The sequence below is a fragment of the Halogeometricum sp. S1BR25-6 genome (assembly GCF_031624495.1).
Taxonomy (GTDB): domain Archaea; phylum Halobacteriota; class Halobacteria; order Halobacteriales; family Haloferacaceae; genus Halogeometricum; species Halogeometricum salsisoli.
In genome coordinates, this window is record NZ_JAMQOP010000001.1 from 1664398 (window position 1) to 1677502 (window position 13105).

The following is a 13105-nucleotide window of genomic DNA, read 5'->3' on the forward strand; positions in this document are numbered from 1 at the left end:
AGGGAGTAAGGTAGTTGCGTTGTGGGTCGTGCGGGGAAGTGAGTTGTCAGTCCGACGTCGCGGTCGTCGCCTCGCCCTCGGTGGTGTTGCCGACGCGTTCGTCGAAGTCGGGTTTGACGACCGTCGCGATGACGGCCGTGACCAGCGACCCGATGAGCAGCGCCGCGAGGAACATCAGCGGTCTGTTCGACAGGGGGACGACGAAGATGCCGCCGTGCGGGGCGGGCATCGTGACGTTCATGATCATCGCTATCGCGCCGCCGACGGCGCTCCCGACGACGGCCGACGGGACGACGCGGACGGGGTCCGCGGAGGCGTACGGAATCGCGCCCTCGGTGATGAAGGAGAGGCCGAGGATGATGCCCGACTTCGCGTTCTCATACATCTCCGCGGCGTACTTGTGCGGCGCGATGAAGTTCGAGACGGCGAGGCCGATGGGCGGGACCATCCCGCCGATCATGACCGCGGCCATCGGGGCGGTGATGCCTTCGGTGATGAGGCCGGTCGCGAACACGTACGACACCTTGTTCACCGGACCGCCCATGTCGACGGCCATCATCCCGCCGAGGATGGCGCCGACGACGACGGCCTGTCCGCCCTGAAGCCCTTCGAGGGCCGCGGTCAGCGCGCCGTTCGCGATGGCGACCGGAACGCCCAGCACGAAGATCATGACGGGCGAGAGAATCGCCATCGTCACCACCGGCACGATGAGCACCGGCATCATCGGCTGGACGAAACTCGGAACGCTCCAGTTTTTCACCCAGCGTGCGACGTACCCCGCGATGAGGCCCGCCACGAGGGCGCCGAGGTAGCCGGCCCCGGCCTGTCCGCCCTGCAGTCCGATGACGTCGCCGGCGGCCTGCAGGAGCGCCCCGTCCTGGATGATGTACGACAGCAGAAAGCCCGGCGCAAGCCCCGGTCGGTCCGCGATAGCGTACGCGATGTACGCCCCGAGGATGGGCACCATGATGGTGAGACCCGCCACGCCTATCTGCGCGAGGAACCATCCCGGGGTGCCCGTCGCCTCAAACACCTGCTGGACGCCGGTGCCCGAGAAACTCGCCACCGCGTACCCGAGTGCCAGGAAAATACCGCCGATGGTCACGAACGGTATCATGTACGATACGCCGGTCATCACGTCCTCCTTGACCTTCGTCAAGTGAGCACGGTACGCCTTCTCCGCTGACTCTGTGTCTGCCATGTTTGCTCCCTAACGATAGTTACTAAATGTCTTCAAAAACCCTTTCGGATTTGTTCGTCTTTGTTCGTTATCGGCGCGTAACCCGCGTTAACGAACATTAGGAACGGACCGCCGAGACGGTCACGTCCTCCCGTTCGTCGAAGACGGCGTCGAAGTCGGGAACGCTCGTCCCCGAGGCGCCGACGACGCGCGAGGCGACGGTGACGCCCGTCTTCAGCGCCGTCTGCTCGTCCTCCCCCCGCGCGAGGCCGGCGAGGAACCCCGAGAGGAGGGCGTCACCCGCGCCGACGGTGTCGACGACGTCGACCGGAATCGCGGCGGCGTGGTACGTTCCCGACTCCGCGGCCAGCAAGGCCCCGTCCGGACCGAGCGAGGCGACGACAAATCGGAATCCGCGTTCCCTGAGCGCCTGCGCCGCCGCGGCGCAGTCGGCCGTCGTCTCGACGGGCATGTCGGTGGCGACGGCGAGTTCCTCCCGATTCGGTTTGCAGACGAGGTACGCGGCGTCGAGTTCCGTCAGCGACGCGCCGCCCATGTCGACGGCCGTCTCCCACCCGCCCGCCGCGGCGAGTTCGTCCACGGCATCGGTGGTGACGCCCTTCGGGAGGCTTCCGGCGACCACGAGTCTCTCCGGGTCGCGTTCGCGGACGCGGTCGATGAGGTCGGACACCTCTTGCTCGTCGACGGTCGGCCCGTTGTGGTTGATCTTGTACTCCCCCTCGGGACCGAGAACGGTCGTGTTCAGTCGCGTTCGGTCACCGATGGTGACGAAGTCGTTCGGGACGCCGTCGGCGTCCAACCGCTCGCGGATCATCCGGCCGAACGGCCCGCCGAGAAAGCCCGTTCCGGGCGCGTCGACGCCCAACGCCGTGAGGTACTTCGAGACGTTGATTCCCTTCCCCCCGGCGTCGAACTTCGCGTCGTCCGTCCGCGCGACGGCGCCCGTCCGGAGCGGTTCGTCCACCGTCACCGTGTGGTCGACGGCGGGGTTCATCGTCACCGTCAGTACGTCGTCGGTCACCGCTCCACCTCCACGACGGTGACGCCCTCGTTCTCGAACGCCCGTCGCTCCCGCGCGGGGAGTTGGTCGTCGGTGACGAACACGTCGACGTCCGCCACGTCCGCGAACTTCACGAACGAGCGCTTGCCCACCTTCGTGGTGTCCGCGACGAGGACGACGCGCGTCGCCTTCTCGGCCATCAACTGCTTCATCCGCGCTTCGTCCTCGTTCGGCGTCGTCAGTCCGCCCTCGGCGTCGATGGCGTTCGTGCCGAGAAAGAGGAGGTCGAAGTTCGTCCGCTCCATGAACGACTCGGCGGTCGGTCCGACGAGCGCCCGCGTTCGACTGCGGAGCGTCCCGCCCGTGAGTTTCACGTCGTTGTCCTCCTTCCCGAGTTCGACGGCGAGTCTCGGGGAGTTCGTCACGGCCAACATCGACCCGTCCTTCGGCGCCTGCTTCGCCACCTCCATCGTGGTCGTGCCGGCGTCGAAGAAGACGACCTGTCCGTCGGTTATCTCCTCGACGGCCCGGGCCGCGATTGCCCGTTTGCCGTCGAGGTTCTGCACTTCCTTCTGCCCGTACGTCTGCTCCTTCCCGACGGTGGTGACCGGCACCGCGCCGCCGTGTGATCGTTCGACGAGTCCGCGGTCCTCCAGTTCCCGGAGGTCACGACGGATGGTGGCCTTCGAGTAGCCGAGTTCCTCGGCGAGGCCCTCCACGGACCGCCCGTCGTCCGCCGAGACGAGTTCCACGATTCGTCTTTTTCGCTCTGCGGGTAACATAGGCGTCAGTCGTATCCGGAAGTAATCCCTGTCCGTTGTTAATTGTTTGTGTTCGAGAATCGTTCGGTCCTGCACGTTTTCTGCAGCAGCCGAATACGAACGCGCACACGGTCGCCGAACGCGTCGCTACGGGCGGTCGAGTACCGGAGAAACCCGGCCGTCGGGGCCGCGTTCAGTCGAGTCCGTCGATGATCGCTTCGGTCACGTCCTCGGTCGTCGCGTCGCCGCCGAGGTCGGGCGTCCGCGGCCCGTCCGCCAGCGTCGACTCGACGGCCTCGCGCACGGCCGTCCCCTCCTCGTCGTAGCCGAGGTGGTCCAGGAGCATCGCCGCCGAGAGGATGGTCGCCGACGGGTTGGCGACGCCCTCGCCCGCGATGTCCGGGGCGGTCCCGTGGACGGGTTCGAAGAGCGCGTTGTCGGACCCGATGTTCGCCGAGGGGAGCAGACCGAGACCGCCGACGAGGCCGGCGGCGAGGTCCGAGAGGACGTCGCCCGCGAGGTTCGGACAGACGACCACGTCGAACTGCCCGGGGTCCAAGCAGACGTGCGTGGCGAACGCGTCCATCAACACCTCTTCGGTCTCGACTCCCTGCTCGTCGGCGACGCCGGTGACGGCGTCGCGGAACCGACCGTCCGTCTCGCGCATCACGTTCGCCTTGTGCGCGACGTGGAACCCCTCTGGGGCGTAGTCGCAGGCGAACTCCGCGAGTCGTTCCGAGGCGGAGGTGGTGACGACGCGCGTCAGCGTCGAGAGGTCGTCGGAGAGGCGGTCCTCGTGGCCCGCGTAGACGCCCTCGGTGTTCTCCCGAAGGAAGACGATATCCGTCTCCGGTTGGAGCGCCTCCACGCCGGGGTACGCCCGCGCGGGGCGCACGTTCACGAACGACTCCACCGCCGTGCGGAGGGGGAGAATGACGTCCGCGGCCGTCTCGCCCGCGGCGCCGAACAGCGTCGCGTCCGCCGCGGCGACGGCGTCGTACGTCTCCTGAGGCAGGGCCTCGCCCGTCTCCTCCTTCACGGCGTCGCCCGCGTCGTGGCGGACGAACTCGAAGTCGCCGACGGCCTCTAAGACCGACACGGCCGCGGGGACGACTTCCCTCCCAATGCCGTCGCCCTCGACGACGACTATCTCCTCAGTCATCGCTGGCGATGTACGGCAGGGAGGCGGCCTTCTCGCGGACCGCTCCCGCGTTCGATTTCATCAGCGCCGTGGTATCCCAGACGCCGTCGACGAGGGCCTTGCGTTGGGCGTCGTCGACGGTCACGTCGACGGTCTGTCCGCCGTAGGTGACCGTCTCAGCCTCGATATCCACGTCTATCTCGCCGTGGGGGTTCTCCTCGACCCACGCCTGCAGTTCGGAGACGGTCTCGTGGTCGGCGGTGACCGTCGGGATGCCGAGTGCGAGGCAGTTGCCCGCGAAGATTTCGGCGAACGACTCGCCGACGATGGCGTCGATGCCCCAGCGCATCAGCGCTTGGGGGGCGTGTTCGCGCGAGGACCCGCAGCCGAAGTTGGCGTTGACCACCATCACCGAGGAGTCCTTGAAGCGGTCCTCGTTCATCGGGTGTTCCTTCGGGTCGTCGTCGTCGTCGAACCGCAGGTCGAAGAAGGCGAACTGTCCGAGGCCGTCGAACGTGACTACCTTCATGAACCGCGCCGGGATGATCTGGTCGGTGTCGATGTCGTTACCGCGGATGGGAATGCCCGTCCCCGACACGTAGTCGACCTCGGGAATCTCCTCGGTACCTGAACTCATGCGACGTTCACCTCCTTCATCTCGCGCACGTCGGTCACTTCGCCGTTGATGGCCGCGGCGACGACCATGCGCGGGTTCATCAGGACGGTCCGGCCGTCCTTCGAGCCCTGCCGGCCGACGAAGTTCCGATTCGACGAGGAGGCGCAGGCCTCGTCGCCCACCAGTTGGTCCTCGTTCATCCCGAGGCACATCGAACACCCGGCGTTACGCCACTCGAAGCCGGCCGCCTCGAAGATATCCTTCAATCCCTCCTCCTCGGCCGCCTCTTGAACGCGTTGGCTGCCGGGAACGACCATCGCGCGGACGTCCTCGTGCACCTGTCGCCCCTTCACGAGGCGGGCCGCGCGGCGCAGGTCCGCGAGGCGCGCGTTCGTGCACGATCCGAGGAACGCCACGTCGATGGGGTAGCCCTGCATCGTCTCGCCGGGCGTCACGCGCATGTGCTCCTGCGCGCGGCGCGCGCTGTCCTGTTTGTCCTCCGGGAGGTCCTCCGGCGCCGGAATCGGTTGCGTGATGCCGACGCCCTGTCCGGGCGTGGTCCCCCACGTGACGACGGGTTCGAGTTCGTCGCCGTCGATGGTGACCACGTCGTCGTACTCGGCGTCTTCGTCCGACCGAACGGACTCCCAGTATGGCTTCAGCCGGTCGAACTTTTCGGGGTCGTCCTTGAACGCGTCCGTCTCTGCGAGCCACTCGTAGGTGGTCTCGTCGGGGTTGACGTACCCTGCGCGGGCGCCGCCCTCGATGGACATGTTGCAGATGGACATCCGCCCCTCCATCCCGAGGCTCTCGATGGCCTCGCCCGCGTACTCGTAGACGTAGCCGACGCCGCCGTCGGTGCCAAGTCTGCGGATGATTTCGAGGATGACGTCCTTCGCCTCGACGCCGTCGCCGAGTTCGCCCGTGACCTCTATCTTGCGGACCTTCTGTTTCTCCATGGCGATACAGCCGGTGGCCAGCACGTCGCGAATCTGCGAGGTGCCGATACCGAACGCGAGGGCGCCGAACGCGCCGTGCGTCGACGTGTGGCTATCGCCGCAGACGATGGTCATTCCGGGTTGGGTGAGACCCTGCTCGGGTCCGATGACGTGGACGATACCCTGGTCGCCTGTCGTCGGGTCCGAGAAGTCGATGCCCGCCGCGCGGACGTTCTCCTCCAACTCGCTCATCATCTCTTCGGCGGCGTCGTCGGCGTACGGCCGCGACTGGTCCGCCGTCGGGACGATGTGGTCGACCGTCGCGTGCGTTCGCTCGGGGAACGCGACTTCCATGTCGCGTTCGCGCAGCATGCCGAACGCCTGCGGACTCGTCACCTCGTGGATGAGGTGCAGGCCGACGAACAACTGCGTCTGCCCCGTCGGCAGCGTCGTCACCGCGTGCTCGTCCCACACCTTGTCGTACAGCGTTCCCTCACTCATCGGTATCACCGTCGCCGGGACCGCGCGTCCATACCTCCTCGACGCCGTCGCCCTCGCGCGGCGTGTGGTCGACGCCGTCCATCTCGTTCTCCGCGCGCGTCCGCGCCTCGACCTCCCCCCCGTCCGCGACGGCCGGGCCGCGTCGGTAGACGCCGCCGAACGTCTCGTCGGTGTGGGGATGGGTGTGGCTGACGGTCGCCATCGTGTTCTCGTTTTCGTCCGCGTCTGTGTCTGTCATGGTGTCTTCTCGGTCACCGCTCGCTCAGTCGTCCGCCGGCGCTTCGGCGGCCTCCTCCTCTTCGCCTTCCTCGTCGCCCCACGCGAACAGGTCCCGCAGGGGCGCGCCGACCTGCTCGACGTGGTGGTTCTCCTCACGGTCCTTCAGTTGCGTGTAGGACGGTCGGCCGGCCTGGTTCTCCGCGATCCACTCGCGGGCGAACGTGCCGTTCTGGACTTCCTCCAGAATCTCCTCCATGTTCTCGCGGGCGTGGTCGTCGACCACGCGGTCGCCGCGCGTCAACCCGCCGTACTCCGCGGTGTCGGAAACCGAATCCCACATGCCGCCGAGACCGTCCTCGTACATCAGGTCGACGATGAGTTTCAGTTCGTTCAGACACTCGAAGTAGGCCATCTCCGGGGAGTAGCCCGCGTCGACGAGCGTCTCGTAGCCCTGCTTCACGAGGGAGGTGACGCCGCCGCAGAGGACGACCTGTTCGCCGAACAGGTCGGTTTCGACTTCCTCCTGGAACGTCGTCTCGATGACGCCGGCGCGGGTGCAGCCGATTGCGTGCGAGTACGCCAGCGACTCCGCTTTCGCCTCGCCCGTCTGGTCCTGGTAGACGGCGATGAGTCCCGGCGTCCCCTCGTCGGCCTCGTAGTTGCGGCGGACGAGGTGGCCCGGCGACTTCGGCGCGACCATCGTCACGTCGACGCGTTCGGGCGGGCGGATCTGGTTGTAGTGGATGTTGAACCCGTGGGCGAACTGCAGCGTGTCGCCCTCGTCGAGTTCGGAGCGAATCTCGTCGAACACCGCCGGTTGGACGGTGTCGGGGACGAGGATGGAGACGATGTCCCCCTCCGAGGCGGCGTCGGCGGGCGTCTCCACGCGGAGGCCGTCCTCCTCGGCGGCGGCGCGCGAGGAAGAACTCTCGCGCAGGCCGACGACCACGTCGACCCCGCTGTCGGCGAGGTTCTGCGCGTGGGCGTGACCCTGACTGCCGTAGCCGATGACGGCTACCGTCTTGTCGTCTATCTTCGAGCGGTCCGCGTCGTCGTCGTAGTATACCTCGGTGTTGAGTTCGTCGTCAGTCATCGTAGTTTGCTGGTGTCGTCGGTTCGCCGGAGGTTCCGGGTTCCTCTCCGGGCACTGTGGCTTGGTCGCCGCGCGCCAGCGCGGTCTGGCCCGTCCGGGCGATCTCGATGATGCCGAACTGCCGGAACGCGTCGACGGCGTCGTCTATCTTCTGTTCGTCGCCGGTGAGTTGGACCGTGATGGTCCGCGGGCCGGCGTCGAGCGTCTTGCCCTCGTACATGTCCGTGACCGCGTGGACCTTGTCCGGTTCCTCGCCCTCCACCTTCAGGAGGACGAGTTCGGTCCGGACCATGTCGTCGTCGAGTTCGCCGACGGCGATGACGGGCTTGAGCTTCGCGAGCTGTTTTTCTATCTGGTCGATACCGGGGTCGGGTTCCTCGACGACCATCGTCAGCCGCGAGTGGCCGTCGACGGTGGTCGGTCCGACGGTGAGGCTCTCGATGTTGAACTGCCGCCGGGAGACGAGCCCCGAGACGCGCGAGAGCACGCCGGGTTCGTCCTCGACCAGCGCAGAGATGACCGCGCGTCGGGGGCTGTGTTCCGCCTCGACTTCGGGGTCGATGCGGATGCCCTGCGAGTTGCGCCGGCCCGTCGGGTGCGGTCGTTCGTCGGGGTGCGGTCCCTGCAGGCCGTGTTTGGGAATCTCCTCGTCCGAGTTGTTCGCTTGGGAATCCTCCGAACTCATAGCTGGTCCTCCGAGAGGGCGAATTTGCCGTTCGCGCCGCCCGAGGCGACCATCGGGTAGACGTTCTCCCGCGGGTCGATGTGGAAGTCGATGACCGAGGGACCGTCGTAGTCGATGGCCTCCTCGACGGCGTCGGCGACTTCGTCGTAGTCGTCGACGCGCCACCCGCGCGCGCCGAACGCTTCGGCCAGTTTGTCGAACTCGGGACACCAGTTGTACTCCGCGGCCATGTGTCGGCCCTCGAAGAAGGCGTCCTGCCACTGGCGGACCATGCCGATGTACTCGTTGTTCAGCACCGCGACGGTGATGTCCAACTCCTCGCGGACCGCGACGGAGAGTTCCTGAATCGTCATCAGGAACGAACCGTCGCCGTCAACGCAGACGACCTCCTGGTCGTCCTCCGCGGCGAGGCGGGCGCCGATGGCCGAGGGGAGTCCGTAGCCCATCGTCCCGAGGCCGTGCGAGGACACCCACGTCCGCGGTTCAGTGAACGTCCAGTACTGCGCGGCCCACATCTGGTGTTGGCCGACGCCGGAGGTGACGATGGCGCGGTCGGAGGTGGCTTCGTCCAGACACTCGACGACGAACTGCGGTTTCAGCGGTTCGTCCTCGGGCGTCGCGTAGTCCATCGGATACTCGTCCTTCCACGTCAGACACTGCTCGCGCCACTCCTCGGTGTCGGGGTCGGCGGCGATTTCGCTCGAAAGCGCGTCGAGTGCGTTCCCCGCGTCGCCGATGACCGGGTAGTCCGCGTGAACGTTCTTCGATATCTCCGCGGGGTCGATGTCGATGTGGACGACTTCCGCCTCCGGCGCGAACGTGTCGATGCCGCCGGTCAGGCGGTCGTCGAACCGGGTGCCGACCGCGACCAGCACGTCGGTGTGCGTGACGGCCATGTTGGCGTAGCCGGTGCCGTGCATCCCCGCCCACGAGAGACAGAGTTCGTCGTCCTCGGGGAACGAGCCGATACCCGGCATCGTCGTGACCACCGGGATACCGAACTCGCGCGCGAACGCGCGGGCTTCCTCGGCGGCGTCAGCCTTGATGACCCCGCCGCCGAGAAGCATGAGCGGTCGCTCGGCGTCCTCGATGGCGCGGGCCGCCGCGGCGACGGCGTCGTCGTCCGGCACCGTCTTCGGCGTCGTGGTCTTCGGCGTCTCCGCCGGGCCGGGTTCGCGGTCCGTCCCGCCCTGCGTCACGTCCTTCGGCAGGTCGACGAGCGTCGGGCCGGGGCGGCCCTCGCCCGCGAGGGCAAACGCCTCGCCGACGGTGTCGCCGACGGCGTCGGCGTCGTCGGCGAAGTAGTTGTGCTTCGTGATGGGCGTCGTGACGCCGATGGTGTCCGTCTCCTGGAACGCGTCAGACCCGACCATCCCCGAGGGCACCTGCCCGGTCAGGGCGAGGACGCCGTCGGAGTCCATGTTGGCGTCGGCGATGCCGGTGACGAGGTTCGTCGCCCCCGGCCCCGAGGTGGCGAGGCAGACGCCGGGTTCGTTCCGGACGACGCCGAACGCGTCCGCGGCGTGGGCGGCGCCCTGTTCGTGCGCCATCGTGACGTGTCGGATGTCCGAATCGTACAGCGCGTCGTAGATGGGCATGATGGCCCCGCCCTGCACGCCGAACGCCGCCTCGACGCCGGCGTTCTCCAGGGCGCGGATGACCGATGAGGCGCCCGTCGTCACCGGCGTCGGGTCGGTCGACTCCGACTCCGACTCCGACTCCGGTTCGGACTCTCCGGTGGCGTCGGTCGCCCCGTCGGCCTCGTCGTCGTCGCGCGTCGGCGGCGCTGGTTCGCTCATCGGTCGCCTCCGTGCGGTCTGGTCGTCGCTCGATGCGGTCGTCGGTCGGATGTGCGGTCGTGGTCGTTGAACTCCATCGTAAGGGTGCTCGCCGTCTGGGTGGTGGTGGAATCTCTCGGTCTCGGCGGTCGCCCGCCGGGCGAAGCGTCGACGGTCGCGAGGAGAGGGATGTGAGGGGCTAGGCGGCCCCTACGATACCGAGCGTCCGAATCGCGACCACGTCGTCCGCGCGGCGTCCCGACTCCGCGTCCGGGGAGGCGGGCGGCCGCTGGCGCGTCTGTCGTCGCATTCTGTTCGGGTGATTTCCTCGGAACGTAATGAACGTTTCGCGGCGCGCAACGATTGCGGCGACGGCGCCGCGGGGCGCGCACCCGCGGCTCACCGTCGTGAGCGAACGGGGCGCGGGGCATCAGGCCCGGACCTCCTCGTTCTCGTCGTCCTCGTGGTCGACGCCGACTTCGCCGGCGAAGCGGGTGAGCACGTCGTCGGTGACGCGCTCTTTCTCCGCGCCGAAGTCCTTGACCTTGCGAGTCACCGCGCGGACCTCGTCGTCGTCCGGCGTGAACCCGGCCTCCTCCAGCCGTTTCCGGACGGAGTGGGCGCCGGTGTGCTTGCCGAGCACGAACTCGCGCTGAGCGCCGACCATCTCGGGGGTCATCACGCCCGGCTCGAACGTGTCCGTGTTCTCGATGACGCCCGCGGCGTGGATGCCGCTCTCGTGGCTGAAGGCGTTGCGCCCGACGACCGGCTTGTTCGCCGGCGTCGAGATGTCGCTGGCCTCCTCGACCAGACGGGAGAGTTCGGTGATGCGCTTCGTATCGATGCCGGTGTCCACGTCGTACAGCGACTCGGCGGACATGACGACCTCCTCGTAGGCGGCGTTGCCGGCGCGTTCGCCGATGCCGTTGACCGATACCTGCGCCTGCGCGGCCCCCGCCTCGAAGCCCGCCATGGCGTTCGCGGTGGCCAGTCCGAAGTCGTCGTGGGCGTGCACGTCGATGTGCGCGTCGGTGTGCTCTCGCACCTCCCGGATGAGGCTCGCGAAGCGCGTCGGCGTCGCGACGCCGCAGGTGTCCGGGATGTTCACCCAGTCGACGCCGGCGTCGTCGACGGCCGACAGTATCTCCCCGAGGAACTCGACGTCCGTTCGCGTCGCGTCCATGGGCGAGAACATGACGTCGACGCCCGCCTCTTTCACTCGTTCGACGCACGCCACCGCGCGCTCGACGGCCTCCTCCTTGGAGGCGTGCATCGAGTCGGCCAACTGCACGTCGCTGGTGCTGACGAAGACGTGGACCAACTCCACCCCCGCGTCGAGAGCGGCCTCCACGTCCTTGTCGACGACGCGGGCGAGGCCGCAGACGTCCGTGTCCGTGGCCGCGGCGATGTCGCTGACGGCCTCGAACTCCGCGTCCGAGTTGACCGGGAAGCCCGCCTCGATGACGTGCGTCCCCATCTCGTCCAGCGTCGCCGCGATGTCGCGCTTCTCCTCGTAGCTGAACGAGGTGCGTGGCGACTGCTCGCCGTCGCGCAGCGTCGTGTCGAAAATCCGTACACCGTCTATCTCGGATTCAGTAATGTGGGCTAACGTGCCCTGGAAGAACTCGACCCGCCGGGGAGCCCGACGAAGTGTCCTCCGTGTGTCGTTGAGACATCGTATCCCGATTGAGACCCGGAAGAGTATAAAACCGTTTCCCTGTGAGCGTGTCACGAACGTCGCGTGCTCTCTCACCTCGCCGCCGCCGAAGCGCCGAAACCGCACGACGTAAACGGGATGGAACGGTTCAAGGTGTGAATATCACCTTATATCGCGACCGGGGGAAAGTAGTCAGTAGCCCTTCACGAACGTTATTTTCAACCACGAAAGTTTCGGATTGATGGGTTCGGCGGCTCGCGCGCGCCGCCGATTGGACGAACGTGGAGCGCAGAAGCGTGACGGGGCGCGCGGTGCCGGGGTCGCACCGAACCCTTTTCGTCTCCCTCCGCGTTGTCGGCGGATATGAGCGATTTCAACCTCGACCTCTCCTCGGCGGAGGAGCATCTCGACGAGGAGGGGGAGTTGACCGGCGACGTCATCCTCGGCGTCCTCGACGGGGAGACGGACCCCGAGGTGTGGGTCCGCGCCGTCGAGAACGGAAACGCCCTGTTCCTCGCCGTCGAGGGCGACCTGAACGAACTGGCGACCGGGTTCGCCCGCGAGATAAAGGACATGGACGGACAGATGATGCATTTCCGACGATTCCTCGTCGTGACGCCGCCGGGCGTCGACATCGACACGAACCGCCTCTCCTCCTGAGGGCGGGCGCGCCGTCGACGCACGGAAGCGGAACTCAGCAGTCGGCGAGGAACGTCAGGACGTGACCGTCCACGTCGCGGACGCGGAGGCCCCCGTCGACCGCCTCCGGACCGTCGACCCACGGTCCCCCGGCCTCGACGGCCGCCGCCGGGTCGGCCGTCTCGAACGCGAGGTCAACGTGCAGACCCCCGCGGGCGTCGGCGATGCCCAACTGCGGTTCCCACAGTTCCAGGTCGACCGGTCCCGCGAGGCGCACCCGCGGTCGCTCCTCCCCCCGGTCGACCACCTCGAATCCGAGCGCGCGGAACTGCGCCTCCGCACGGTCGAGATCCGTCACCTCCAGCACTACCTCGAAGATGCCCGTCAGCGGACGCCCGGTCGACAGCGGCGGGTCCCTGCTCTCGTCTCCCCCGCCGTCTCCGCCTTCCACCCCGTCCGCACTCCCGTCAGCCGGAGCGTCCTCGCCGACGCCGCCGATTTCGACGCAGTTGCCGTCGGGGTCGTAGACGTACAGCGACCGGGAGGACCCGAAGGAGAACTCGACGGGGTCGAGGTCAGACAGCGACGACAGCCAGTCGTCGTAGTCGTCCCGCGCGGTGGCGAAGGCGTAGTGCGTGTGGACGCCCCCGCGGGGGGGTCCCACCGGTCGCCGGAGGACGACGCTCGTCTCTCCGACGGTGTAAGAGACGGCCGTGTCGGACTCGTCCCCGGGGACGAGTCCGAGCCGCGTCTCGTAGAACTCCCGGGCCGCGCCGAGGTATTTGACTTCCAGTCCGAGTCGGCAGAGGCGAGTGAGCATGGCCCTCCTACGAATGGAGGGGTCAAAACCGTCCTCCCCGGAGCGCCTTGCCGCCG

At 67.7% G+C, this 13105-nt stretch carries 13 protein-coding genes; 1 reads left to right on the plus strand and 12 read right to left on the minus strand.

The window, feature by feature from the left end; genetic code table 11:
- Positions 1-46: 46 nt before the first annotated feature.
- The 11 genes from NDI76_RS08725 to NDI76_RS08775 all read right to left on the minus strand — a co-directional run bounded on the left by NDI76_RS08725 (position 47) and on the right by NDI76_RS08775 (position 11638).
- On the minus strand, positions 47-1201 hold the full coding sequence (locus NDI76_RS08725) for a PTS fructose transporter subunit IIC (RefSeq protein ID WP_310923617.1): 1155 nt from the start codon (positions 1199-1201) through the stop codon (positions 47-49).
- Between the two features lie 97 nt (positions 1202-1298).
- On the minus strand, positions 1299-2222 hold the full coding sequence (gene pfkB / locus NDI76_RS08730) for a 1-phosphofructokinase (RefSeq protein ID WP_310923618.1): 924 nt from the start codon (positions 2220-2222) through the stop codon (positions 1299-1301).
- Positions 2219-2983, minus strand: coding sequence for an HTH-type transcriptional regulator GlpR (glpR, locus tag NDI76_RS08735; RefSeq protein WP_310923619.1), 765 nt, complete (start codon positions 2981-2983; stop codon positions 2219-2221). Before glpR ends, pfkB begins: the two co-directional genes overlap by 4 nt.
- A 172-nt stretch (positions 2984-3155) precedes the next feature.
- Positions 3156-4124 (minus strand): 3-isopropylmalate dehydrogenase, encoded by a 969-nt coding sequence (gene leuB / locus NDI76_RS08740; protein ID WP_310923620.1) that lies wholly within the window; start codon positions 4122-4124, stop codon positions 3156-3158.
- Positions 4117-4740, minus strand: a complete 624-nt coding sequence (gene leuD, locus NDI76_RS08745) for a 3-isopropylmalate dehydratase small subunit (protein ID WP_310923621.1) — start codon at positions 4738-4740, stop codon at positions 4117-4119. The genes leuB and leuD overlap by 8 nt, the downstream gene beginning before the upstream one ends.
- Positions 4737-6158, minus strand: a complete 1422-nt coding sequence (leuC, locus tag NDI76_RS08750) for a 3-isopropylmalate dehydratase large subunit (protein WP_310923622.1) — start codon at positions 6156-6158, stop codon at positions 4737-4739. The genes leuD and leuC overlap by 4 nt, the downstream gene beginning before the upstream one ends.
- A complete protein-coding gene (locus NDI76_RS08755; protein WP_310923623.1) occupies positions 6151-6396 on the minus strand; it encodes a DUF7989 family protein in 246 nt (81 codons plus the stop codon). Before NDI76_RS08755 ends, leuC begins: the two co-directional genes overlap by 8 nt.
- Positions 6397-6420: 24 nt before the next feature.
- Positions 6421-7470 (minus strand): ketol-acid reductoisomerase, encoded by a 1050-nt coding sequence (gene ilvC, locus NDI76_RS08760; RefSeq protein ID WP_310923624.1) that lies wholly within the window; start codon positions 7468-7470, stop codon positions 6421-6423.
- Entirely contained in the window at positions 7463-8155 is a 693-nt protein-coding gene (gene ilvN / locus NDI76_RS08765; RefSeq protein ID WP_310923625.1) for an acetolactate synthase small subunit, read from the minus strand. The genes ilvC and ilvN overlap by 8 nt, the downstream gene beginning before the upstream one ends.
- A complete protein-coding gene (gene ilvB, locus NDI76_RS08770; protein WP_310923626.1) occupies positions 8152-9954 on the minus strand; it encodes a biosynthetic-type acetolactate synthase large subunit in 1803 nt (600 codons plus the stop codon). Before ilvB ends, ilvN begins: the two co-directional genes overlap by 4 nt.
- A gap of 409 nt (positions 9955-10363) precedes the next feature.
- A complete protein-coding gene (locus tag NDI76_RS08775; protein ID WP_310923892.1) occupies positions 10364-11638 on the minus strand; it encodes a LeuA family protein in 1275 nt (424 codons plus the stop codon).
- A gap of 315 nt (positions 11639-11953) precedes the next feature.
- On the opposite strand from NDI76_RS08775, the gene NDI76_RS08780 reads away from it, so the two are divergent.
- Positions 11954-12250 (plus strand): DUF5779 family protein, encoded by a 297-nt coding sequence (locus tag NDI76_RS08780; RefSeq protein ID WP_310923627.1) that lies wholly within the window; start codon positions 11954-11956, stop codon positions 12248-12250.
- 34 nt (positions 12251-12284) lie between these two features.
- Here the strand turns inward: NDI76_RS08780 and NDI76_RS08785 are convergent, their stop codons facing one another.
- Complete coding sequence (locus NDI76_RS08785) at positions 12285-13049, minus strand: VOC family protein (RefSeq protein ID WP_310923628.1); 765 nt, start codon at positions 13047-13049, stop codon at positions 12285-12287.
- Between the last annotated feature and the right edge of the window lie 56 nt (positions 13050-13105).

Excerpts from the sequence above, each read along its gene's own strand:
- NDI76_RS08725 (WP_310923617.1), bottom strand. The coding sequence starts at position 1,201 with ATGGCAGACACAGAGTCAGCGGAGAAGGCGTACCGTGCTCACTTGACG.
- glpR (WP_310923619.1), bottom strand. The coding sequence starts at position 2,983 with ATGTTACCCGCAGAGCGAAAAAGACGAATCGTGGAACTCGTCTCGGCG.
- leuB (WP_310923620.1), bottom strand. The coding sequence starts at position 4,124 with ATGACTGAGGAGATAGTCGTCGTCGAGGGCGACGGCATTGGGAGGGAA.
- leuD (WP_310923621.1), bottom strand. The coding sequence starts at position 4,740 with ATGAGTTCAGGTACCGAGGAGATTCCCGAGGTCGACTACGTGTCGGGG.
- leuC (WP_310923622.1), bottom strand. The coding sequence starts at position 6,158 with ATGAGTGAGGGAACGCTGTACGACAAGGTGTGGGACGAGCACGCGGTG.
- NDI76_RS08755 (WP_310923623.1), bottom strand. The coding sequence starts at position 6,396 with ATGACAGACACAGACGCGGACGAAAACGAGAACACGATGGCGACCGTC.
- ilvC (WP_310923624.1), bottom strand. The coding sequence starts at position 7,470 with ATGACTGACGACGAACTCAACACCGAGGTATACTACGACGACGACGCG.
- ilvN (WP_310923625.1), bottom strand. The coding sequence starts at position 8,155 with ATGAGTTCGGAGGATTCCCAAGCGAACAACTCGGACGAGGAGATTCCC.
- ilvB (WP_310923626.1), bottom strand. The coding sequence starts at position 9,954 with ATGAGCGAACCAGCGCCGCCGACGCGCGACGACGACGAGGCCGACGGG.
- NDI76_RS08780 (WP_310923627.1), top strand. The coding sequence starts at position 11,954 with ATGAGCGATTTCAACCTCGACCTCTCCTCGGCGGAGGAGCATCTCGAC.
- NDI76_RS08785 (WP_310923628.1), bottom strand. The coding sequence starts at position 13,049 with ATGCTCACTCGCCTCTGCCGACTCGGACTGGAAGTCAAATACCTCGGC.